Source organism: Devosia sp. (assembly GCF_014860165.1).
Classification (GTDB): Bacteria; Pseudomonadota; Alphaproteobacteria; order Rhizobiales; family Devosiaceae; genus Devosia.
Genome location: NZ_JACZKG010000075.1, coordinates 53,883 through 76,471, shown reverse-complemented (window position 1 = coordinate 76,471; position 22,589 = coordinate 53,883). Strand labels below are relative to the sequence as shown.

Annotated in this window: 23 protein-coding genes; 10 read left to right on the top strand and 13 right to left on the bottom strand. The window is 64.3% G+C overall.

Annotated elements, in window-relative coordinates; translation table 11 throughout:
* Positions 1-59: 59 nt before the first annotated feature.
* The gene (gene fmt, locus IH615_RS19730; RefSeq protein WP_291364624.1) at positions 60-980 is read left to right on the top strand and encodes a methionyl-tRNA formyltransferase; all 921 of its coding nucleotides are present in this window, start codon (positions 60-62) and stop codon (positions 978-980) included.
* Here the strand turns inward: fmt and IH615_RS19725 are convergent.
* Positions 977-1,207 (bottom strand): methionyl-tRNA formyltransferase, encoded by a 231-nt coding sequence (locus IH615_RS19725; protein WP_291364623.1) that lies wholly within the window; start codon positions 1,205-1,207, stop codon positions 977-979. The genes fmt and IH615_RS19725 overlap by 4 nt on opposite strands.
* Before the next feature lie 14 nt (positions 1,208-1,221).
* On the opposite strand from IH615_RS19725, the gene truA reads away from it, so the two are divergent.
* Positions 1,222-1,959, top strand: coding sequence for a tRNA pseudouridine(38-40) synthase TruA (gene truA / locus IH615_RS19720; RefSeq protein WP_291364621.1), 738 nt, complete (start codon positions 1,222-1,224; stop codon positions 1,957-1,959).
* Here the strand turns inward: truA and IH615_RS19715 are convergent.
* The 5 genes from IH615_RS19715 to dapD all read right to left on the bottom strand — a co-directional run bounded on the left by IH615_RS19715 (position 1,956) and on the right by dapD (position 5,708).
* Positions 1,956-2,516: a hypothetical protein gene (locus IH615_RS19715; RefSeq protein WP_291364619.1), complete on the bottom strand. Its 561-nt coding sequence runs from the start codon at positions 2,514-2,516 to the stop codon at positions 1,956-1,958. The two genes, truA and IH615_RS19715, sit on opposite strands and share 4 nt — an antisense overlap.
* A 15-nt stretch (positions 2,517-2,531) precedes the next feature.
* Positions 2,532-3,077: a hypothetical protein gene (locus IH615_RS19710; RefSeq protein WP_291364617.1), complete on the bottom strand. Its 546-nt coding sequence runs from the start codon at positions 3,075-3,077 to the stop codon at positions 2,532-2,534.
* The gene (gene dapE, locus IH615_RS19705; protein WP_291364616.1) at positions 3,074-4,222 is read right to left on the bottom strand and encodes a succinyl-diaminopimelate desuccinylase; all 1,149 of its coding nucleotides are present in this window, start codon (positions 4,220-4,222) and stop codon (positions 3,074-3,076) included. The genes IH615_RS19710 and dapE overlap by 4 nt, the downstream gene beginning before the upstream one ends.
* A 17-nt stretch (positions 4,223-4,239) precedes the next feature.
* Positions 4,240-4,713 (bottom strand): DUF805 domain-containing protein, encoded by a 474-nt coding sequence (locus IH615_RS19700; protein ID WP_291364615.1) that lies wholly within the window; start codon positions 4,711-4,713, stop codon positions 4,240-4,242.
* Between the two features lie 152 nt (positions 4,714-4,865).
* Positions 4,866-5,708 carry a 2,3,4,5-tetrahydropyridine-2,6-dicarboxylate N-succinyltransferase gene (gene dapD, locus IH615_RS19695; protein WP_291364613.1) on the bottom strand — a complete coding sequence of 281 codons (843 nt, stop codon included), beginning with the start codon at positions 5,706-5,708 and terminating at the stop codon, positions 4,866-4,868.
* Positions 5,709-5,880: 172 nt separating this feature from the next.
* Here dapD and sthA point away from each other — a divergent pair, with 172 nt between their 5' ends.
* Positions 5,881-7,296, top strand: a complete 1,416-nt coding sequence (gene sthA, locus IH615_RS19690) for a Si-specific NAD(P)(+) transhydrogenase (protein WP_291364612.1) — start codon at positions 5,881-5,883, stop codon at positions 7,294-7,296.
* A gap of 181 nt (positions 7,297-7,477) precedes the next feature.
* Positions 7,478-8,857 carry an FAD-containing oxidoreductase gene (locus tag IH615_RS19685; RefSeq protein WP_291364610.1) on the top strand — a complete coding sequence of 460 codons (1,380 nt, stop codon included), beginning with the start codon at positions 7,478-7,480 and terminating at the stop codon, positions 8,855-8,857.
* Between the two features lie 154 nt (positions 8,858-9,011).
* Here the strand turns inward: IH615_RS19685 and IH615_RS19680 are convergent, their stop codons facing one another.
* The 4 genes from IH615_RS19680 to IH615_RS19665 all read right to left on the bottom strand — a co-directional run bounded on the left by IH615_RS19680 (position 9,012) and on the right by IH615_RS19665 (position 13,425).
* Positions 9,012-10,739, bottom strand: a complete 1,728-nt coding sequence (locus IH615_RS19680) for a PAS domain S-box protein (protein WP_291364608.1) — start codon at positions 10,737-10,739, stop codon at positions 9,012-9,014.
* Between the two features lie 44 nt (positions 10,740-10,783).
* On the bottom strand, positions 10,784-11,617 hold the full coding sequence (locus IH615_RS19675) for a TIM barrel protein (protein WP_291364606.1): 834 nt from the start codon (positions 11,615-11,617) through the stop codon (positions 10,784-10,786).
* A 212-nt stretch (positions 11,618-11,829) separates the two neighbouring features.
* The gene (locus IH615_RS19670; protein WP_291364604.1) at positions 11,830-12,657 is read right to left on the bottom strand and encodes an amidohydrolase; all 828 of its coding nucleotides are present in this window, start codon (positions 12,655-12,657) and stop codon (positions 11,830-11,832) included.
* A 3-nt stretch (positions 12,658-12,660) separates the two neighbouring features.
* Positions 12,661-13,425 carry an IclR family transcriptional regulator gene (locus IH615_RS19665; RefSeq protein ID WP_291364602.1) on the bottom strand — a complete coding sequence of 255 codons (765 nt, stop codon included), beginning with the start codon at positions 13,423-13,425 and terminating at the stop codon, positions 12,661-12,663.
* A gap of 155 nt (positions 13,426-13,580) precedes the next feature.
* On the opposite strand from IH615_RS19665, the gene IH615_RS19660 reads away from it, so the two are divergent.
* The 4 genes from IH615_RS19660 to IH615_RS19645 all read left to right on the top strand — a co-directional run bounded on the left by IH615_RS19660 (position 13,581) and on the right by IH615_RS19645 (position 18,201).
* Positions 13,581-15,134, top strand: a complete 1,554-nt coding sequence (locus IH615_RS19660) for a sugar ABC transporter ATP-binding protein (RefSeq protein ID WP_291364600.1) — start codon at positions 13,581-13,583, stop codon at positions 15,132-15,134.
* A gap of 221 nt (positions 15,135-15,355) precedes the next feature.
* On the top strand, positions 15,356-16,351 hold the full coding sequence (locus tag IH615_RS19655; protein WP_291364598.1) for an ABC transporter permease: 996 nt from the start codon (positions 15,356-15,358) through the stop codon (positions 16,349-16,351).
* Between the two features lie 120 nt (positions 16,352-16,471).
* The gene (locus tag IH615_RS19650; protein WP_291364596.1) at positions 16,472-17,416 is read left to right on the top strand and encodes an ABC transporter substrate-binding protein; all 945 of its coding nucleotides are present in this window, start codon (positions 16,472-16,474) and stop codon (positions 17,414-17,416) included.
* Between the two features lie 53 nt (positions 17,417-17,469).
* Positions 17,470-18,201, top strand: a complete 732-nt coding sequence (locus IH615_RS19645) for an SDR family oxidoreductase (RefSeq protein WP_291364594.1) — start codon at positions 17,470-17,472, stop codon at positions 18,199-18,201.
* A gap of 2 nt (positions 18,202-18,203) precedes the next feature.
* On the opposite strand, the gene IH615_RS19640 is transcribed toward IH615_RS19645, so the two are convergent.
* Positions 18,204-18,995 carry a diguanylate cyclase gene (locus IH615_RS19640; RefSeq protein ID WP_291364592.1) on the bottom strand — a complete coding sequence of 264 codons (792 nt, stop codon included), beginning with the start codon at positions 18,993-18,995 and terminating at the stop codon, positions 18,204-18,206.
* A 118-nt stretch (positions 18,996-19,113) separates the two neighbouring features.
* On the opposite strand from IH615_RS19640, the gene IH615_RS19635 reads away from it, so the two are divergent.
* Positions 19,114-20,388, top strand: coding sequence for an L-fuconate dehydratase (locus IH615_RS19635; protein ID WP_291364591.1), 1,275 nt, complete (start codon positions 19,114-19,116; stop codon positions 20,386-20,388).
* A 1-nt stretch (position 20,389) separates the two neighbouring features.
* Here the strand turns inward: IH615_RS19635 and IH615_RS19630 are convergent, their stop codons facing one another.
* Together IH615_RS19630 and IH615_RS19625 are read right to left on the bottom strand one after the other, a co-directional pair.
* Positions 20,390-20,836, bottom strand: a complete 447-nt coding sequence (locus tag IH615_RS19630; RefSeq protein ID WP_291364589.1) for a hypothetical protein — start codon at positions 20,834-20,836, stop codon at positions 20,390-20,392.
* 26 nt (positions 20,837-20,862) lie between these two features.
* Complete coding sequence (locus IH615_RS19625; protein ID WP_291364587.1) at positions 20,863-22,095, bottom strand: aminopeptidase; 1,233 nt, start codon at positions 22,093-22,095, stop codon at positions 20,863-20,865.
* A gap of 157 nt (positions 22,096-22,252) precedes the next feature.
* On the opposite strand from IH615_RS19625, the gene IH615_RS19620 reads away from it, so the two are divergent.
* Entirely contained in the window at positions 22,253-22,387 is a 135-nt protein-coding gene (locus IH615_RS19620) for a hypothetical protein (RefSeq protein WP_291364585.1), read from the top strand.
* Positions 22,388-22,589 lie beyond the last annotated feature (202 nt).

Sequence of the window (22,589 nt, the reverse complement as noted above, 5' to 3'; positions counted from 1 at the left end):
CGGGCAATGACGGGGGTTGGAATACCTGGGCCCCGCCCGAGCTGAGGAGCAACCAGCCTATGCGCGTCGTCTTCATGGGCACGCCCGATTTCTCCGTCCCCACCCTGACCGAGATCGTCTCCTCGGGGCACGAGGTCGTCGCCGTCTATACCCGAGCGCCAAAGCCGGCCGGGCGCGGCCAGGAGGAGCGCAAGTCGCCGGTCCACCGGGCGGCCGAAGGCTTCGGCATTCCGGTCTTCACGCCCAGATCGCTCAAGGGCGAGGCCGAGCAGCTCGTCTTTGCCAGCCACGGCGCCGAAGTCGGCATTGTCGTCGCCTATGGCCTGCTGCTGCCAAAGCCCATCCTCGACGCGCCCGAGCTGGGCTGCCTCAACCTCCATGGTTCCTTGCTCCCGCGCTGGCGCGGCGCCGCGCCCATCCAGCGCGCCATCATGGCTGGCGACACGCAGACCGGCGTCATGGTCATGCAGATGGATGAGGGGCTCGATACCGGACCCGTCGCCCTGGCCGACTTGATCCCCATCGGACCCGATATGACCGCAGGGGAATTGCACGACCAGATGATGCGCGTCGGCGCCGACCTCATGGGGCGGGCGTTGGCGGCGCTCGAGCGCGGCAGCCTCGATTTCAAGCCCCAGCCGGACGAAGGCGCGATCTACGCCCGAAAGATCGAAAAGGCCGAGGCCCGCATCGATTGGTCACAACCCGCCGAGGCCGTGCACAATCACATCCGCGGCCTGTCGCCCTTCCCCGGCGCCTGGTTCGAACTCGAACTGGGCGGCAAGCCCGTACGGGTCAAGGCCCTGCGCTCGACGCTCGGCGAGGGCAGCGGCGCACCTGGCACGCTGCTCGACGACCTCACCATCGCCTGCGGCGCCGGCGCGGTGCGCCTCACCCAGGTGCAGCGCGAAGGCAAGGGCGCCATGGACGCCGCAACCTTCCTCCGCGGGGCAGGGATTTTGCCCGCGAGAGTCAGCTAGAGTCGAAAGGCACGTGTCAGTATTTGGACTAAGGCCTCCGCCCCTGTCCGATCGAGCTGAATCGATTGTGATACTTTGTCGGGAAATTCTCTGTCAGGTCGGCCATAGGTGTTGATCTGCACAAAACCAACACCGTCCTTCTCGAAGGCGTAGTATTTGGCTGGCACCTCGACGTGAAGCGATGTTCGTTCACCGTCTAGTTTTTCAAAGTTGCGAACTAAGGCCATGAAACTCTCCGTTGATGCCTAGATATAGACTCACCATCGAATATGACGGCACCCCCTTCTCCGGCTGGCAGCGCCAGAGCGATCGCCCCAGCGTGCAGCGGGCGCTCGAAGAGGCGATCAACGCCATGTCCGGTGAGGCTGTCACCACCCAGGCCGCGGGCCGCACCGATGCCGGCGTGCACGCCCTTGGCCAGGTTGCCCATTTCGACCTGAGCAAGGAATGGGACCCGTTTCGCATCCGTGAGGCGTTGAACTATCACCTGCGGCCCCAGCCCGTGGCCATCATAGCTGCCGAGGCGGTGGATGACACCTTCGAGGCACGTTTCTCTGCCACGGCGCGGCACTATGAATACCGCATCCTGACCCGGCGGGCCCCGCCGGTCATCGAACGCGACCATGTCTGGCACATTCCAAAAACCCTTGATGCCGAGGCGATGGACCATGCTGCAAGCCTGATCCTGGGCACCCATGACTTCACCACATTCCGCTCATCGGAGTGCCAGGCCAACTCGCCTCTGCGCACGCTGGATGCCTTCGCGGTCCGGCGCGAGCTAGACCACATTATCGTCACCGCCAGCGCCCGCAGTTTCCTGCATCACCAGGTGCGCTCGATGGTGGGTTCGCTCCGCATGGTGGGGGAGGGCAAGTGGTCCCCAGCAGATTTCCGCGCCGCGCTCGACGCGCGCGACCGCAGCCGCTGCGGTGCCATGGCGCCGTCATCGGGGCTTTATCTGACGGGAGTGAGCTACTAGGCCGGCGGCGCGCCGAAGATGATGGCAACCACGGCCAGCGCCAGGAACACGCCCACCGCCTGCGATACGAACAGGATACCGATCTGCACAGGCGTCAGCGTAACGATGAAGCGGCCGATATTGATAAAGGTGGCCAGCGCCACCACGACCACCAGCACCAGCACGATGATACCGGTCGGACCCAGCAGGGTGGACAGCAGCAGCAGCAGCGCGGATGCCAGCGTCACCCAGTTGGAGGCAACCAGATAGGGGATGAACCCATCCTGCCGCCCCATCTGCCGCAGGGCGATGAAGGCCGTGGCCGCCTGGGCGAGGAACAGCGCGGCATTGACGATGATCGATTGTGTCGCCGCCCCGGCGGGCAGCGGAATGCCGGTGAGCAGCGGACCGAAGCCCGCCAGTCCGATGGCGATCACCGTCGCAATGAGGCTCCCCACCAGGCCGCGCTGGCTGAAATCGAAATAGCTCGCCGCCTCCCGCCGACCCAGCACCAGGGCGACGCAGCCGCGTGCGGCAGCCAGCAGTTCATCGAGGAAAGTCGTGGTCGGTTGGGCCAAGGGCGATCTCGATGGTCAGATGGGTGAGCCGGCGGCGGCGGTGGACAGCATGTAGAGCGCCAGCCGCATGGCCACAAGAAGCACCACGGTCAAAACCGCAAACCCGGCCGAAATAGCTGTTGTCCATGCCGTGGCCGATCGGGCCAGCTGATAGAGCATATAGGCCAGGCCCAGCCAGGCCAGCATCACCACCGGCCCGCCCAGCATGGCGAGGAACCCCTCGGCCAGCAGGAAGGCCGTAAGCGCATAGGTCGCAGGCACCATGACGTCGAGCGCCGGCTCCTGGCTCTTGAGCGTCATGCGCGTCCCCAGCAGCACTACCACCAGCGAGGTCAGCGGCAGGGCCAGCACGAACATGGCAGCGATTACGCCAACCAGGCTCGGCATGCCGATGCTGGCAGAGGTGATGGCGACGGCGAGGAATGTCGTGAAGACGAAGATGATGAGTGCCGTCGCCAGCCCAGCCGCGGTGAAGCTGAATCGCTCGCGCCAGCCGTCCTCGCTGCGCAGCAGCATCACCCAGCCGATCACGGCCTGGCGCAAGGCGGCCCAGATCTTCACGCCGATCTCCCAAAGAAGCGGACCATGAAGGCCCGGTAGATCTCGGTCAACCCGATGAGATCGGCGATGGCGATATGCTCGTCCGCCTTGTGCATGGACGGGCCGACAAGGCCACATTCCACTACCGGCCCATATTGGGCGATGAACCGCGCATCGGACGTGCCGCCGCCCGTCGAGAATTCGGGTCGGCGCCCGGTCACGCCGGCAATGGCGTCGCTGAGCGTATCGACATCGTCGCTCAGGGGCGACAGGAACGATCGCGACGGCACGCCCGCCACGGCAAAGCTCACGGTTGCCCCGCCATGGTCGACGCTGGCGATCCGCCCACGCACCCATTCGGCCAGCGTATCTGGCGTCCACAGGTCATTGTAGCGGATGTTGAAGCGGATGGTGCCCGCGGCCGGAATGACATTGGAAATGGCATTGCCGACATCGATCGAGGTGACTTCGAGGTTGCTCGCCGGAAAATGCGCCGTGCCGGTATCGATGTCAGTGTCGAGCGCGGTGACGATCCGCGCCAGCGTTGGCAGCGGATTGTTGGCCTTGTCAGGGTAGGCCACATGGCCCTGGCTGCCCGTGACGGTGATGATGCCCGAAAGCGAGCCGCGCCGGCCGATCTTGATGCCGTCGCCCAGCGTCGCGGCCGAACTCGGCTCGCCGACAATGGCAAAGTCGAAACGATGCTGCTGCGCCTCGGCCCAGGCCATCAGCTTCTCGGTGCCGTTGATGGCGTCGGCTTCCTCGTCATTGGTGATGGCCAGCATCACCGTGCCAGCATCATGAGGAATTGCGGCCGCCGCCGCGACGAAGGCGGCAATGCCCGATTTCATGTCGGCAGCGCCGCGCCCATAGAGCCGGCCGTCGGCCTGGCGAGCCACGAATGGGTCGCTCGTCCAGTTGCCCCGGTCCCCCGGTGGCACCACGTCGGTATGCCCGGCGAAAAGCAGCCTGCGCCCACCGCTGCCGCGGATCGCGAAGAGATTGTCGACCGGGTAGGAGCCGTCGCCATCGAACCGCAGATGCGTCACCGCAAAGCCGATGGCTTCGAGTTCCCTGGCCAGGAGGTCCAGTGCTCCCGCCGCTTCGGGGGTTACCGAAGGGCAGGCGATGAGGCGTTCAAGCAGGGTCTGCGGATCGATGGTCAACGGAATGGTCCTGGAAATCAGGTGCCGAGCGGGTCGGAACCGTAGGTATTGGCGCCCGTCGTGCCCTTCAGGAAGCCGAGCTGGACGAGCATGTAGATGGCGAAGACCGCGAACAGCAGATTGATGATTGTCAGCCACAGTGCCGGCTGCGGCATCATCACGCCACCGCCGATATCGACGACGCTTGAGCCGATGCCGGTTGCCGTGAGGATGTTCAGAAGGACGCTGACGCCGAGCATGATCTTCAGGTCCGTGCCGTCATTGTCCCGGTCGTGGCGGCGCTTGATGCCGATATTGTAGCTCGGCCAGAGCAGCGCGAGATTGAGCAGCACGACGAGCCAGCCAAAGATAGTTGCGTTGCCGAAGCTGATGATGCCGATGACGATGCTGGCGATGATGCCAACCACGATCATGGCGACCACGCCGATCCACCATTGCTGGCGGCCGATGCGTCCCTCCGAAGTTGTCAGCAGGGCTATTATTTTGTCCATGACTTCCCCCAAAATGAGCCGGAATCATTCCGGCCCGGCGAAGATAGGATGCCGGCGCGACAAGAGCCAGCGCCGGTCAGCCAGGACGTGCTTCAACCAATTCTGCCGGAAAAGCCAAACAGCAAACCCTGCAACCGCTTCATGGCCTCTCACTAGTCCCTGAGCAGCTCGTTGATCCCGGTCTTGCTGCGCGTCTGCGCGTCCACCGTCTTGACGATCACGGCGCAGTAAAGGTTCGGTCCGGGATTACCATTGGGCAGCGGCTTGCCGGGCAGGCTTCCCGAGACCACCACCGAATAGGGCGGCACCTTGCCGATGTGGATTTCCCCGGTATTGCGGTCGACGATCTTGGTGGAGGCGCCGATGAACACGCCCATCGAAATGACCGAGCCCTCGCCCACCACGACGCCCTCGACCACTTCCGAGCGCGCGCCGATGAAGCAATTGTCCTCGATGATGACGGGGCCGGCCTGCAGCGGCTCCAGCACCCCGCCAATGCCCACGCCGCCCGAAATATGCACATTCTTGCCGATCTGCGCGCAGGACCCCACGGTCACCCAGGTATCCACCATCGTACCCTCGTCGACATAGGCGCCGACATTGACGAAGCTGGGCATGAGCACGACATTGCGCCCGATAAAGGCCGGGCTGCGCACCACCGCGCCCGGCACGGCGCGGAAGCCGGCCTCGCGGAACGTGTTCTCGCTCCAGCCCTCGAACTTGGTGGGCACCTTGTCCCAGTAATGCGAACCGCCCGGCGCGCCGGCGATGAGGTGGTTGTCGTTGAGCCGGAAGTTCAGCAGCACCGCCTTCTTGAGCCATTGGTTGACCTGCCAGGCGCCATCCACCTTCTCGGCCACCCGCAGCTTGCCCGTGTCGAGCAGCCGCAGCGCCTCCTCCACCGCCTCGCGCACCGGTCCCTGCTGGCCGAACCTGATCTCGGTGCGGGCCTCGAAGGCGTCATCGATGGTCTTGGCGAGATCGGCATAGGACATGGTGCGGTTCCCCGGATGAATGCGCGCGGACCATAGCGGGCAAGGCCGCCGTGTCAATTGCCGCACGCCATCGCCCGCAACCCAGCCTTGCCGTTGCCATCCATTGCATCGTTTGCACCAGCGTCACATTCTGCTGTCAGGCATTCGCGCGGGCGAGTCGGGAGCATTCCACTTGAAGCAATATGACATCGTGGTCATCGGCAGCGGCCCTGCCGGGCGCCGGGCCGCCGTGCAGGCGGCCAAGCTGGGCAAGTCGGTGCTGGTGGTCGAGAACCGCCTCCGCCTGGGCGGCGTCTCGGTCCATACCGGCACCATTCCCTCCAAGACCCTGCGCGAGACGGTGCTGAACCTGTCGGGCTGGCGCGAGCGCGGCTTTTATGGCCTGGCCTATCGCGTCAAGAAGGACATCGGTGGCCAGGACCTCGGCGCCCGCCTGCGCATGACGCTCGATTATGAAATCGAGGTGCTCGAGCACCAGTTCGCCCGCAACGGCGTAGAGACCTTCGGCGGCCGGGCGCGGTTCCTCGATGCCAACCGCATCGCCGTGACCAATGCCGAGGGCGAGGAGACCATTATCGGCTTCGTATCCGCGGTCATCGCCGTCGGCACCACGCCCTATCGTCCCGCCAACATCCCCTTCAACAACCACTCGATCGTCGATAGCGACACCCTGGTCGCCGAGCCGCGCGTGCCCCGCAGCCTCACTGTCGTCGGCGCCGGCGTCATCGGCATCGAATATGCCACCATCTTCTCGGCCCTCGATGTTCCCGTCACCATCGTCGAGCCCAAGGACACCATCCTCGATTTCATCGATCGCGAGATCATCGAGGAATTCACCCATGATCTGCGCAATCGCGGCGTGACCATCCGCCTGGGCGCCAAGGTCGAAAAGGTCGAGCTCGACGAGCAGGGCTGGGCCATTTCCATTCTCACCGATGGCCGCCGCCTGCGCAGCGACATGCTGCTCTACGCTGCCGGTCGCTCCGGCGCCACGGCCGGCCTGGGCCTTGAAACCTGCGGCATCGAGCCCGTCGATCGCGGCCGCCTCAAGGTCGATCCGGTGACCTTCCAGACATCGGTGCGTAATATCTATGCTGCCGGCGATGTCATCGGCTGGCCCTCGCTGGCCTCGACCTCGATGGAGCAGGGGCGCATCGCCGCCCTGCATGCCTGTGGCGCCGCCATGCCGCCGGCACCCGAATTTTTCCCCTATGGCATCTATGCCGTGCCCGAAATCTCCACCGTCGGCCTCACCGAGGCGCAGGTGCGGGCCCAGGGCATCGCTTATGAAGCCGGCATTGCCCGTTTCCGCGAAACCTCGCGCGGCCACATTATGGGTCTGCAGTCGGGCATGATGAAGATGATCTTCTCGCTCGAGACGCGAAAGCTGCTCGGCGTCCATATCGTGGGCGAGGGCGCCACCGAGTTGATCCATATCGGCCAGGCGGTGCTCAACCTGGGTGGCACACTCGATTATTTCGTCGAGAACGCCTTCAATTATCCCACGCTGGCCGAGGCCTACAAGATTGCCGCGCTCGACGCCTGGAACCGCATGCCGCGCGCCACGCCCATCGCCCCGATCGAGTAGATCAGGCGCGAATAGGTCCGCGAGGGGAGGGCCCTCGGCCAAGCTGTCCTTGGGCCGTTCCCGCCCCTCTTCCCGGCGCTTTGCGCCAGCTTCCCCCGTGGAAAACGATAGGCGGCCACCCAACGTCCCTCTGGCGTACGTGCTTCAGCCGCCATAAACTTGCAGCCGATTTGGAGGTGCGATGCCGGAACAGTTCGATGCCATTATTATCGGCGCGGGCCAGTCTGGTCCGTTTCTTGCAGCCCGCCTTGCCGACGCGGGCCGCTCGGTAGCGCTGATCGAGCGGGACCATCTGGGTGGCACCTGCGTCAATGATGGCTGCACGCCCACCAAGACCATGGTGGCCAGCGCCCGCGCGGCCTGGAGCGCCCGCCACGCCGCCCAGTTCGGGGTGGTGCTGAAGGGTCCGGTGACCGTCGATATGGCGGCGGTCAAGGCCCGCAAGGACAAGGTGGTGGCGGCCTCCGTCAATGGCCTGACCGATTGGCTGGGCGGCCTCAGGACGCTCAAATACTTCAAGGGCGAAGGCCGCTTCGTCTCCCCCACCGAGGTTAAGGTCGGCAAGCGGGTGCTGACCGCGCCGCAGATCTTCATCAATACCGGCGCCACCGCCAGCGTGCCCGATTGGCCGGGCATCAAGTCCGTGCCGCACCTCACCAATACCTCGATGATGAACCTCGATTCCCTGCCCGGGCATCTGATCATCGCCGGCGCCAGTTATATCGGGCTCGAATTTGCCCAGATGTATGCGCGCTTCGGCTCCAAGGTCACCGTGATCGAACGCGGCCCGCGCCCCGCCTCGCGCGAGGACGCCGATATATCCGCTGCCATCAGGGATATCCTCGAGGCCGAAGGCGTCACCTTCATGTTCAACACCACGGTGGAGGCGGTGGCCAAGGCCGGGCATGGCGTCCTGCTGTCCCTGAAATCGGGCGAGCGGCTGGCCTCTGTCGAGGGCACCCATCTGCTGGTGGCGCTGGGCCGCACGCCCAACACGGCGGCCCTCGATCTGGCTGCCGCCGGCATCGAGACCGATGAGCGCGGCTTCATTCCGGTCGACGACCACCTGCGCACCAGGGTCAAGGGCATCTGGGCCATGGGCGACGTCAACGGCCGTGGTGCCTTCACCCACACGTCCTACAACGACTTCGAAATCGTTGCCGACAACGTCATCAACGGCGGCAAGCGCTCGCTGGCGGGGCGGATTCCGGTCTATGGACTGTTCATCGATCCGCCCCTGGGCCGTATCGGCATGAGCGAGACCGAAGTCCGCAAGTCCGGCCGCAAGGCGCTTATATCAGTTATGCCCATGTCCCGCGTCAGCCGCGCCAAGGAGCGTGGCGAAACCCAGGGCCTGATGAAGGTACTGGTCGACGCCCAGACCAGGCAGGTGCTGGGCGCCGCCATCCTGGGCATTGGCGGCGACGAGGTCGTCCATTCGCTGCTGCAGCTGATGGCGGCGGGCACGCCATACACGTCAATGATGCACACCATGCACATCCACCCCACGGTAACCGAACTGCTCCCGACGCTGCTGGCGGATCTGAAGCCGCTGGTGTGAGGGGCTCCCCAAACACAGACCGTCACCCTCGGGCTTGACCCGAGGGCGTTGCACTTCTTTGGCCTCGGCAAGTGTAGAGCCCTCGGGTCAAGCCCGAGGGTGACGTCTGGTGGGACTGCAATTGTTGGCGGTTAACTCGCCGGGTGAACCCCCGCTACAAATCCCCGAACGCCACCGCCACCCCGCGGCCGCGGCCCTTGGCGGCGTAGCAGGCGGCGTCGGCTTCGCCCATGAAGCCGAGCGGGGAGGCGGGTTGGCTGGTCACCATCGTCAGCCCGACGCTGGCGCCGATGTGATAGGTGCGGCTGGCCCAGCCGAAGGCGAGGGCGGCGATGGCCCGCACGATCTTGTCGGCGATGCGCTGGCCGCCTTCGAGCGGGCAATCGGTCAGCAGCACGGCAAATTCGTCGCCGCCGATGCGGGCGGCCACGTCGTGGCTGCGGCAGGAGCCGCGAATGGTCTGTGCCACCTGCTTGAGCAAGGCGTCGCCGGCGGCATGGCCGGCACTGTCATTGACCGGCTTGAAGCGGTCAAGATCGATATAGAGCAGGCAGTGGCGCCGGCCGCCATCGCGCGCCGAGCCGATTGCGCCATTGAGCACCCGCTCGAACGCTGCCCGGTTGGGCAGGTCCGTCAGGTCGTCATGCGTGGCCGAATGGGCCAGCTCGCGCTGCATCGTGCGGCTCTGCGTCACGTCCTGGAACACCAGCACGGCGCCTGTCAGCGCGCCGGCCGGCGTACGCACCGGTGCCGCGGTGCAGCGGATGTCCCGCTCTGCGCCATCACGGCTGACCAGGATCATGTCGTCGTCAAGATGCACCGGTTGGTCACTGGCAAGGCATTTGGCGACCGGGCATTCCTGCATGTCGCCTGTCATCCCGTCGCGCAAGGTGAAAATGGAGCGCACATCCTTGCCAATGGCCTCGGTCGAGGCGAAGCCGGTCAACAGCTCGGCCGCCGGATTCATCAGCACGATCAGGCCATTCTGGTCGGCCGAGATCATGCCGTCGGCAATGGCATCGAGCGTGACGCGCAATCGTTCCTTTTCCGCCGCCAGTTCGAACTCGATGGTTTTGAGACGGGTGATGTCGGTATCGGTGCCCAGGGTACGTGTCGGGTTGCCGTGTTCGTCCCATTCCACCGGCTTGCCGCGACTCAGGATCCAGACATAGCTGCCGTCGGCTTTCCGCTCGCGATATTCCAGCGCATCGAAATCCTCATCGCCCCTGTCCTGGCGGCCGATATTGGCGAGTACCTGCGCCACGTCATCAGGATGCAGCCGGCTCACCCACTCCTCCTGATGCGCCACAGGCACGGGCATGTCGGGCGACATGCCGCGCATGATGCGCCACATGCGCGAGTAGAACATCGTGTCGGTGCGAATATCGTGGTCCCATACGCCCTGCCGGGCGCTTTCGAGCGCAAAGTTCCAGCGGCTCTCCGAATGCGCCAAGGCTTCCTCGGCCTTCTTCTGCAGCTCGATATTGGTGACCTGGACGATGAGATATTGCGGGGCTTGGCCGGTGTCGGCATGCAGCACCGAGGCAGCCACCATCACCCAGATCGGATGGCCGTCGGCATGACGAAAGCGGCACTCGCCGCGATAGTCGTCGGCTTCGCCACGGATCAGGCGCTGCAGGCGCAGCGGCGCCGCCGCCACGTCCTCGTCATGCACGAGATCAAGGATAGTGTAGTCGCCAGTCTCATCCACGCCGTGGCCGAGCATCTCGCGCAGGGCGCGGTTGCAATAGACCAGCCGCCCTTCCATGTCGCATACCAGCATGCCGACCGCCGCATTGTCGACGATGCTGGCGAGCATGGACCCGATCCGCTCGAAGCGGGCCAGGGGCGCGGCGATGGATTTTGTCGTCCGAATGGGCATAAGCCCACTCTGTGACAGGACCGTTAATACCGCCTTAGGAAGCGCTAGACATCGCGCGAAGTGATGAAGTCCCGCTCGGTAGCCAGACCATGCCATTCACCGGGGATTTCACTGTCGAAGATCAGCGTATAGGGGCCCTTGTAGCCAGCCTCCTCGGCCAGGGTGACGCAGGCGCCATAGTCGGCTTCGTCCAGGTCGCCATCGATGAAGCTGGCCTTGGCATGGCACAGCTCGGCCCGGGCGAAGATCGACCTGAGGTCGGCATATTTGGTGGCGCCGCCCCAATTGCCAAAATCGCCCAGCAGGCCAATGCGCCCCTCGAGCCTGTCGAGCAGGTAATGCACATGCGCGGGCTCCGAGAGCAGGTCGAACCAGTTCTCGGTCACCAGCCGGACGGGCGAACCCGCATTGCCTTCCGCCAGGGCGTTGAGGGCCTTGACCGAACGGTCGAGGGCGTCACGGGTCGGCTTCTGCTTGCCCGCGATGATGCGGGCATGGTCGGCGCCCAGTTCGTTGGCGACCTCGATCCAGCCGGCGATCCAGGCCTGGTCGCGGGCGCCATGTTCAGGGTGGCTGATATCGCCGGCATCGATCAGCAGAGTCTGTAGCCGGACATTGGCAATCCTTAGCTGATCGCGCAATTCACCCAGATAGATCGGATCGCGGCTGCGCAGGTGGAACGAGACGATCTCAAGCCGATGATAGCCGTGATTGGCCAGCACCGAGGGCAGGCCCAGCAACGATTCCTCACCCTCGCCATAGGTCTCCTGCATCGGCCCGACCTCTGACGTCGTTAGATCATGCGGATAGGTGGCGCCAAGCAGGCGGTGCAGCGACCAGGTGGAAACGGCGATACGGTCGGCGCTGATTTGGGCCATGGCTCTGTCCTTGTTCTAGTTACCCCGACTGTGCTCTGCCATTCAGGGACGTTCAAGCCACTATGTCAGGCAAGATCGTCGCGACGGAAATTCGTAGATGAATACATCATTCATCGAACGCGGACGGCCGCTGATGTCTGGCGCAGCCATATGTCTGCCGGCAAGCCACAAGAAATCTGCGGGCAAGCCTGTAGCCAATCGCCGGGCTTGCTTCATATCTTGTAGATGCGTTCCGCATTGCGGTGGAACAGCCGCGCCTGCTCGTCCGGGCTGGCACCGGAGACGATTTCCCTTGTCGCATTGACCCAGTCGGTCAGGGTGCCGCCGGTGACTGTGGCGACGGGGTGGTCGCTGCCCCAGAGCACCCGGTCCCAGCCGAAGGCCTCGATCATGTGCTCGACATAGGGGCGCAGGGTTTCGGCGGTCCAGCCGGGGTCGCAGTGATTGACCAGGCCCGAAATCTTGCCGACCACGTTTGGATTATGGGCAATCTCGGTGATCGATGCGCGCCAGGGATCGAGCCCGGAGCCATTGGGGATGGGATTGCCACAATGGTCGAGGATGAAGGTGACGTCGGGCGCCCGCTGCGCCAGGGCCACGCCCAGATACAACTGGTCGTCGCGCAGGCAGAGGTCGAACGACAGGTCATAGTCGGGCAGGTGGCGGATATTCTCGATGAACAGGTCCGACTGGCTGAGATCGTCGGGCGATTCGTGGAGGATCCGGCGCACGCCCTTGACATGGGCATGCTCGGAAAGCTGCTCGATCTGATCGACGAAATTCATGTGCTCCGGCCGGCAGGCCGCGATGGCCCCGGCAATGCGCGGCAGGCCGAGCACGAATTCGGTTTCGCCCATAATGTCGGCCTCGGCGACATCGACCTCCATGTGGAGGGCCGTCTCGATCCCCAGTGGCACGGCTTCGGCGAAATAGGCCTCATGGGTCCAGGGCTGCCAGTTCAGCCTGGGCTTGCTGGCGAGCCAGGGATAGCTGAAGCGGTCCGGGTAGATCAGGTGCAGGTGGGTATCGACGATGCGCACGGTTTACTCCTTGGTCCGCCGGGACAGCTCCTGGCCCGCCGCTTGCAGCAGTTCGAGCGCCTGCTGCATGTTGGGCGCATCATACTTGTCCAGGCGCTGCGTGTAAGGGCAGGTGATGACCGCCAGCACGCTGCCCATCGGTCCGATAATGGGAACCGACAGGTTGAAGACGCCGGGGGTCTGGGCACTCGGCATGCTTTCATAGCCCTGTTCGGCGATGCCCGCCAACCGCGACTCCAGCCCGTTGGGCATCTTCTGCGGCCGTCCCAGATCCTGCGCCTCCAGCATCATGCTCCGCTCCTCCGGCGTCGCAAAGGCGAGGAACACATGGCCCGAGCCGGTATTGACCAGCCCGATGCGGGAGCCGACGCGGATCGAGACGTTCCAGTAGCCGGGCCCATCGAACTGGGCCACGACGACCAGGATATTGCGATCCTGCACCACCAGGTGCACGGCCTGTTCCGCCCGGAGTGAAAAGTTGCGCAGCACCGGCGTCGCCTGGCTGATCAGCCGGTGTAGCGGTGGCCTGGCATGGGCCAGTTCGAACAGCTTGAGCGTAATTTCGTAGCGATCCTCGGGCGTGCGGCGCACATAGTCGCGGCGCACCAGCCGGTCGAGCATGCGGTAGATTTCGTTGGGGGACCGCTCCAGCGCCTTGGCAATCTCCGCCTGGCTCAACCCGTCATCGGTGCGGGCCAGCAACTCGAGGATGTCGAGCCCCTTGTCCAGCGCCGGCGCGCGATAGCGATCATTCGCATCCTCGTCCACTTTCCCCTCCAACGCCAACGGACTGTTAGCATTTGTAGTCACCCTCGGCTGCTCGTGCATTCGCACTGACATGTTAGCTATTGCAACCTCGTTTCATTTATGAATAGATTGTTTGCATGCGCATCGCAAGAATGCGCGGGAGGATATCAGAACCCATGCCGCCAACCCCCGCCAACCCGGCGACCGGACAGCTGACGCCGCTTGTCGAGATGATTGACATCGACAAGGCATTCCCAGGCGTGCGTGCGCTGTCCCGGGCCCGGTTCGAATTGATGGCAGGGGAAGTCCATGCGCTGATGGGCGAAAACGGCGCCGGCAAGTCGACGCTGATGAAGATCCTCTCTGGCGTCTATAGCCGCGATGCCGGTGATATCAGGCTCGATGGCCAACCGGTCGAAATCACCTCGCCGCGCCAGGCCCAGGATATGGGCATCGGCATTATCCACCAGGAACTGGCGCTGATGCGCGACCTGACGGCGGCGCAGAACATCTTCATCGGCCGCGAGCCGCGCCGCTTTGGCCTATTGGACGAAGGCGCGCTCAACCGCGATGCGCAGGCCATCTTCGATTCGATGAATCTGAAGCTCGAGCCCACCGTGCGGGTCGAGACCCTGACCATCGCCCGCCAGCAGATGGTCGAGATCGCCAAGGCGCTGAGCTACCGTTCGCGCGTGCTGATCATGGACGAGCCGACGGCCGCGCTGAATGATGCCGAGATCGCCGAGCTCTTCACCATCATCAACCGCCTCAAGGCCGAAGGCGTCGGCATCGTCTATATCAGCCACAAGATGGACGAGATCAAACGCATCTCGGACCGCGTGACCGTGATGCGCGACGGCGAATATGTGGGCACCGTCCCCGCCGCCGATACACCCATCGAGACCATCATCTCGATGATGGTGGGGCGCACGCTGACCAACGAAGCGCTCAACATTCCCAACACCGCCAGCGCGCCCGTAGCGCTCGAAGTGCGCAACCTCAACCGTGGCCGCGACATCCGCGATGTCAGCCTCAGCGTGCGCAAGGGCGAGATCCTGGGCCTGGCCGGGCTGATGGGCGCCGGGCGTACCGAGGTGGCCCGGGCCATTTTCGGCGCCGACCCGCGCGACAGCGGCGAAATCTGGGTCAACGGCAAGCGCGTCGGCATTTCCTCGCCCAAGGATGCGGTGCGAGCAGGCATCGGCTATCTCTCCGAGGACCGCAAGCATTTCGGCCTCGCCACCGGGCTCGACGTCCGCAACAATATCGCGCTGGCCAGCCTCGAGCGCTTTGTGGGGCCGGGCGGCGTCATCAATGACGGGGCCATGCATGACGTGGCCGAGAAGTTCATTCGCCAGCTGTCGATCAAGACCCCCAGCGACGCCCAGGAGGCGCGGCTGCTGTCCGGTGGCAACCAGCAGAAGGTGGTTATCGCCAAGTGGCTGCTGCGCGACTGCGATATCCTGATCTTCGACGAGCCGACGCGCGGCATCGATGTCGGCGCCAAGGCCGAAATCTACAAGCTGCTGAACGCGCTGGCCGAGCAGGGCAGGGCAATCATCGTCATCTCCTCGGAGCTGCCCGAAATCCTGCGTCTCAGCCACCGCATCGCAGTGATGTGCGAAGGCCGGCTCACCGGCACGCTGCCGGGCGGCGCCAGCCAGGAAGAAATCATGCGGCTGGCCACCATGCGGCCGAGCACCGTGGCGGAGGTGCATCATGCGGGGTGATGTGACGGAAATCGTCGCCGCCTGTCCTGGCCAGCTTCCCACCAAGGCAGGCTTTCTCCCCAGGCGTCATTCCCGCGAAGGCGGGAATCCACTCTTGGGCGAGCCTGGTTTGAAGAGAATGGTTTCCCGCTTTCGCGGGAATGACGCCGTGGTTGTGAAACTTCACACCAACCAAGCGCCCCCAAAAGGGGGCCGCAAGCACCGCACCGCGGAGACCAATCATGACTGACACCACTGCTCCCGCCACCAAGTCCGGCGTTCGCATCTCGGGTGCGTTCCATCGGCTGCTGGCTTTCTCGGGCCTCATCGCGCTGATCGTGGTGTTCTCGATCGCCTCGCCCAACTTCATGCAGACGCAGAACGTGCTGGCCATCCTGCAGGCCACCTCGGTCAATGGCGTGCTCGCCATCGCGGCAACGCTGGTGATCATCACCGGCGGCATCGACCTCAGCGTCGGGACGCTGATGACCTTCTGCGCGGTGATCACCGGCGTGGTGCTGACCTATCTCGGTCTGCCTCTGCCGCTGGGCATCGTCGCCTCGATCCTGGCCGGCACGGCCTGCGGCCTGGTCTCGGGCACGATCATCGCCAAGCTCAAGGTGCCGCCCTTCATCGCAACCCTGGGCATGATGCTGATCCTCAAGGGTCTGTCGTTGGTCATTTCAGGCACCAAGCCGATCTATTTCAACGACACGCCGGGTTTCAACCAGATCGCGCTGGGCTCCTGGGTGGGGACGATATTCCCCGCCGTGCCGCTCCCCAATGGCGTACTGATCCTGTTCGTGGTGGCGCTGCTGGCCGCCTTCGTGCTGGGGAAGACGCAACTGGGCCGCTACACCTTTGCGCTGGGCTCCAATGAGGAAGCCGTTCGCCTCTCGGGCGTCAACATCGATCGCTGGAAGATCGCCGTCTATGCCACCGCTGGCGGCATCTGCGGCGTCGCGGGCCTGCTCATTGCCAGCCGCCTCAATTCGGCGCAGCCCGCCTTGGGCCAGGGCTATGAACTCGACGCCATCGCGGCAGTGGTCATTGGCGGTACGTCGCTTTCGGGCGGCCGCGGCACCGTGATCGGCACGCTGATCGGCGCCCTCATCATCTCCGTGCTGGCCAATGGCCTGCGCATCCTTTCGGTCCCCCAGGAATGGCAGACGGTCGTGACCGGACTGATCATCATCCTGGCGGTCTACGCCGATATCCTGCGGCGCCGTACACTTTAGGCGCCGACGATCCCCCGCGCCCGAAGGCCGATCCGGAAGGATCGCGCCCGAGGATGCCAACAAGAAGGCCGGATCAGGCCTCGCCAGAAGACGAATTCACACTCTAAGGGAGGACTTCAAATGCTTACCAGACGTACCCTGCTTGGCGCCATCAGCGCACTTGCACTCCTGACCGCAGGCGGCGCTGCCACCGCACAGGACGCCTATGACATCGCCCTGATTTCCAAGGGCTTCCAGCACCAGTTCTGGCAGGCCGTGAAGGCCGGCGCGGACCAGGCCGCTGCCGATCTCGGCGTGACCGTGACCTTCGAAGGTCCGGAAACCGAAAGCCAGGTCGACCGCCAGATGGACATGCTGGCCGCCGCGCTGTCGCGCAAGCCCTCGGCCATCGGCTTTGCCGCCCTGGACAGCCAGGCCGCAACGCCGCTGCTGCAGCAGGCCAAGGATGCCGGCATCCCGGTCATCGCCTTCGACTCCGGCGTCGATAGCGACATCCCGCTGACCACTGCCACCACCGACAACGTGGCCGCAGCTGCCCTGGCCGCCGACGTGATGGCCGAACTGATCGGCGGCGAAGGCAAGGTTGCCATCGTGGCACATGACCAGACCAGCCGCACGGGCATCGACCGCGTGGAAGGCTTCTCGAACCGGATCAAGGAAGCCTATCCGAACATCGAAGTCGTTTCGGTGCAGTATGGCGGCGGCGACCAGTTGCAGTCGACCGAAATCACCAAGTCGATCCTGCTCGCCAATCCGGACCTCAAGGGCATTTTCGGCGCCAATGAAGGTTCGGTCCTCGGCGTTGCCAATGGCAAGCAGGAACTGGGCAGCAATGTCGTCATCATCGGCTACGACTCTGGCGCTGCCCAGAAGGCCCTGATCGAGAGCGGCGTCATCGCCGGCGCCATCACCCAGAACCCGGTCGGCATCGGCTACCAGACCGTCCAGGCCGCCGTGAGCGCGCTCAAGGGCGAAACCCTGCCCGCCATCATCGACACCGGCTTCTACTACTATGACAAGACCAACATGACCGATCCCAAGATCGCGGCCGTGCTGTACGACTAAGATCAACGGGCCGGGCGCAAATCGCCCGGCCCACCTTCATTCAGGAATCTCCTATGGCCGACCTCAAAGGCAAAATCGTCCTCATCACCGCCGCTGCCCAGGGTATCGGCCGCGCTTCGGTCGAAGCCTTTGTGCGGGCCGGGGCGAAGGTGATCGCCACCGATATCAATGCCGGCAAGCTGGCCGAACTCGAGGGCATGGCCGGCGTGACGACGAGGGTGCTCGACGTGCTCTCCGCTGAGGCCGTGAACCAGGCGGTGGCAGAGATCGGCCATATCGACGTGCTGTTCAACTGCGCCGGCGTGGTCCATTCCGGCACGGTGCTGGAAATGAGCGACAAGGACCTCGATTTCGCCTTCGACCTCAACATCAAGGCGCAGATCCGCACCATCCAGGCGGTGCTGCCGCAAATGCTTGCGCGCAAAGATGGCTGCATCATCAACATGGCGACGGTGGCCAGCTCGGTGAAGGGCGTGCCCAACCGGGCGGCCTATACCATTTCCAAGGCCGCGGTGATCGGGCTGACCAAGTCCATTGCCGCCGACTATACGACGCAGGGCATCCGCGTGAATGCCATCGCGCCGGGCACGGTGGATTCTCCCAGCCTGCACGAGCGCTGGCATGCTACGGGCGATTTCGAGGCGGCCAGGAAGGCCTTCATCGCCCGCCAGCCGATCGGGCGGATCGCGCGACCCGACGAGGTCGCGGACCTGGCGGTTTACCTGGCGGGTGCCACCTATACGACAGGGCAGGTTCACATCATCGACGGGGGCTGGACGGCCTGAGGTCAGGACGCCTGGCGCATGCCACCGCCGGCCACCATTACCCGGTTCCGGCCGGCGGCCTTGGCGGCATAGAGCTGCCGATCGGCTTCATTGAGGATATCATGCAGGCTCTCGCTGCCCGGAAGATAACCGGCGACTCCCAGGCTGACTGTCACGGCTGGCGGCGTCCGGCTTTCGAAGGCCAGCGCCGCGACAGTCTTGCGCAGGCCTTCCGCGACGACCGCCGCGCTGGCCGTATCGGTCACGCGCAGCAGGGCGACGAACTCCTCGCCGCCGAACCGGGCGAAGCAGTCGCTGCCCCGCAGCGCCGCCTTGCAGGCATGCGCCACATCGCGCAGCACGTCATCGCCCACGATATGCCCGTGGTTGTCGTTGATGGCCTTGAAGTGATCGATATCGAGCATGATCACAGCGAAGGGCGGACCGCCCGCCTGGGTCTGGGCGAAGGCCAGTTCGGCCTGCGCCATGAAGGAGCGGCGGTTGGAAACGCCGGTCAGCGCATCGGTTTCGGCCGCCAGCGTCAGCGCGGTCTGGGCCGCGTTGAGCTGGTAGACCATGGAAATGGCAACCAGCGTCAGGCCGGGGGCGCTGACCAGCGGCGACACGACCGCAACGATCATGTTGTACCAGAAGAAGTCCCTGGAGCCGGGGATCACGGCCATGACCAGCGCGGTGACCAGCACCGATGTCGTGATCGCGATTGTGGTGCCCAGCAGCATCGCGCGCACGCGGCCCAGCCGCAGCAGCCAGGCGTAGAAGCGTCGATAGCTCTGCCCAAAGATCTTGCCCGACACTCCGCATCCCCGTGGTCCAACCTGCGACAGGACAATGTCACGCCAGGGGCTCCGCCTGGGTTAATCCGCATACTTAACGCATCGCAGCGCCGCATTTTCAGTTTCAGTCGAGTTTGAAATGACCAGGATCACCTCACTTTCCACCCACGATCTCCGCTTCCCCACCTCGGCCTCGCTCGATGGGTCCGATGCGATGAACCCCGATCCGGACTATTCGGCCGCCTATGTGATCCTCGGCACGGATGGGACGCATGAGGGACATGGGCTGACCTTCACCATCGGCCGCGGCAATGAAGTGGTGGTGGCCGCGATAAGGGCGCTGGAAAGCCGCGTGGTCGGGCTGGAGCTCTCCTGGATCGCCGAAAATCCCGGTCGGTTCTGGCGGCATGTGACTGGCGACAGCCAGCTGCGCTGGATCGGCCCGGACAAGGGCGCCATGCACCTGGCCACCGGCGCGGTGGTCAACGCCGTGTGGGATCTTCTGGCCAAGGACGCCGGCAAGCCCGTCTGGCAGCTGGTGGCCGACATGACGCCCGAACAGCTCGTCGATATCATCGACTTCCGCTACCTCACCGACGCCATCACGCCAGCAGAAGCGCTGGCAATCTTCCGCGAGGCCGAGGCGGGCAAGGCCGAGCGCATGGCGACGCTCAAGGCCGAGGGCTACCAGTGCTACACCACCTCGGCGGGGTGGCTGGGCTATTCCAACGAGAAGCTGACACGGCTGGCCACCGAAGCGGTGGCCGAGGGTTTCAACCACATCAAGATGAAGGTCGGGCGTGATCTCGACGACGATATCCGCCGGCTCGAAATCGTCCGCTCCATCATGGGCCCGGCCCGGTTCCTGATGATCGACGCCAACCAGGTGTGGGAGGTCGACCAGGCTATCGACTGGGTCAAGGCGCTCAGCCGCTTCAATCCCTATTTCATCGAGGAGCCGACCAGCCCTGATGATGTGTCCGGCCATAAGGCGATCCGGGCGGCCATCGCACCGGTCAAGGTGGCGACCGGCGAAATGTGCCAGAACCGCATCCTGTTCAAGCAGTTCATCAAGGACGGCGCCATCGACATCGTCCAGATCGACGCCTGCCGCATTGGCGGGCTCAATGAAGTGCTGAGCGTGCTGCTGATGGCGGCCAAGTTCGGCCTGCCGGTCTGGCCGCATGCCGGCGGCGTGGGCCTCTGCGAATATGTGCAGCATCTCAGCATGATCGACTATCTGGTCGTATCGGGCACCAAGGAAGGCCGCGTGATCGAATATGTCGACCACCTGCACGAGCATTTCATCGAGCCGTGCGACATCCGGAACGCCGCCTACATGCCACCGAAGCTGCCGGGGTTTTCGATCCAGATGAAGCCGGAAAGCATCCGGGAGAACGAGTTCAGGGGGTAGGCTACATCGCCCGCAGCTCAAACTCGAAGGTCTCCAGCAGCTTGTCGCCGGACCTGATCTCGAACGTGTAATCCCCTTCCGGGTCGCCTTCCGACACGCACCAGCCGCTGGCGATCCAGCCGTCCTCGGGCGTCAGCGAGAGGGTAGAAGTCGCCGACAGCTTGTCGTCGGACACGACGATATCGCTGCCCTCGCTCAGCCCCCAGGTCTCGGGCGCCGCGGGCAGCCTATAGATCTCGGTGACTTCGATATCGCCCTTCACCTTGCCCAGGCGCAGGTGCCAATTGTAGCAGGTGCCGGCCAGCAGCGGCACCAGCGTCGTGCTTTCCACCACCGGATCGCCCGAGCCATTAGGCACCGAAATGGTGAAATCGCTCTCCAGCACCGTCTGCGCCAGGGCCGGTTGCGCCAGGGCGACGAGGATCAAAGTCGACAGCAGTCTCTTCATGCTCGTCCCCCTGGCGCTTTGCGCCCCTAGTTAGCCCACTCGCCGCCGCGCATCACCGGTTCCGTGCTGCCATCGGCATGGACGCCATCGATGTCGATCTTGTCGCTGCCGATCATCCAGTCAATGTGAATGTTGGACGTATTGCCGCCCTGGGCGGAAATCTGCTCCTGGCTGAGATCCTTGCCGTTGATGAAGCAGTCCGAATAACACTGGCCCTGCGCGATGTGGCAGGAGGCGTTTTCGTCGTAGAGCGTGTTGAAGAACAGGATGCCCGAGGCCGAAATGGGCGAGGAGTGCGGCACCAGCGCCACTTCGCCGAGACGACGCCCGCCCTCGTCGGTGTCGAGCACCTTGTTGAACAGGTCCTGGTTCTTGCTCGCCTTGAATTCCACCAGGCGGCCGCCTTCGAAGCGGGCCTGCATGTCCTCGATCAGCGCACCATTGTGGCTGAGCGGCTTGGTGCCGGCGACATGGCCTTCCACGCGCAGCTTGTGCGGCGTGGTGAAGACCTCCTCGGTCGGGATATTGGGGTTGCAAGTGATGCCGTTCTTGGCCTCTGACGCGCCACCCTTCCAGCGGTGTCCATCGGCTAGGCCGACGGTGAGGTCGGTGCCCGGGCCAGTATATTTGAGCGCGGAGAAAGCCTTGCCGTTGAGCCAGGTCCAGCGCTTCTTGAGGTTGGCATTGTGGTCTTTCCAGGCGGCGATCGGATCGTCCTGGTCGACGCGCGACGCCTTGAAGATGGCGTCGGCCAGCTTGGTCACCGCCTCTTCCTCGCTGTCATTGGGGAAGACCAGCTTGGCCCAGGCGGCACCGGGATAGGAGACGATATTCCAGTTGATGTCGAAGCCGGTGATGAGCTGCAAAGCCGGCTTGTAGGCCGCCGAATTGGCGCGCATGGCACGGGTCACCTTGTCGGGGTCCTGGCCGGCCAGCATCATCGGATTGTCGCCTGATATGGCGAGGCGCGCCGCATTGTTCCTGAAGGCCTCGGCCATGCCCGAATAGAGCCAGCCGGCGGCCTTGTCGAAGCTGGCATTGTTGCCGTGCTTGTAGCGGGCGAGGGTCGCCTCCTCGTCCGAATAGATGGTGGTCACCAGGCCCGCCCCGGCCTTGTAGGCATGCTCGGTGATGCGGCGGACCAGCGGCGCGGCGGTCATCGGCGCGGTCATGATCAGGTCCTGGCCCTCGGCCAGTTGCAGGCCTACCTTGATGGCAACCTGGGCGAGCTTGTCGAGCTTGATGGGATCGATGGTCATTGGGCGAATGCCTCTTGGTCTTGAATCGGTTGGCCGGAGCCTAGCCGCCGGTTGGGATCGGCGCCACAGCCATGTATCCGAAAATCAAATTGACCTGGATCAAGGTGGTGGCAGCGGCGGTTGGTGCAGGTTTGGCAGCGTCACAAAGGAAACTACAATGGCTGCCAACCTTACTCTGCTCACCGTCGCCGTCGGCGCGCTGTTCGGCACTTTCATGCTGGCGCTGGCCTATGCGCAATGGTCGACGCGTGGCATCGAGGTCTATCGGGCCGACCAGTCCCACGATCGCTGACCCTCACATTGACCCCCGCGCCCTGCGGGGGATCAAGGGCGGTATGGTTGGCCCCCCACTGTGCCTCCCAACACCCCGGACAATAGGTGCGCCGTCCGGTGCTTGAGGCACGGCGGTGCATTGGGCTGTGGCTTTCGCGCATCACCACTGCAACGCTGCAAAATACCCTGTTGGCAAGCCCGAACGGTTTGGGTACAAACCG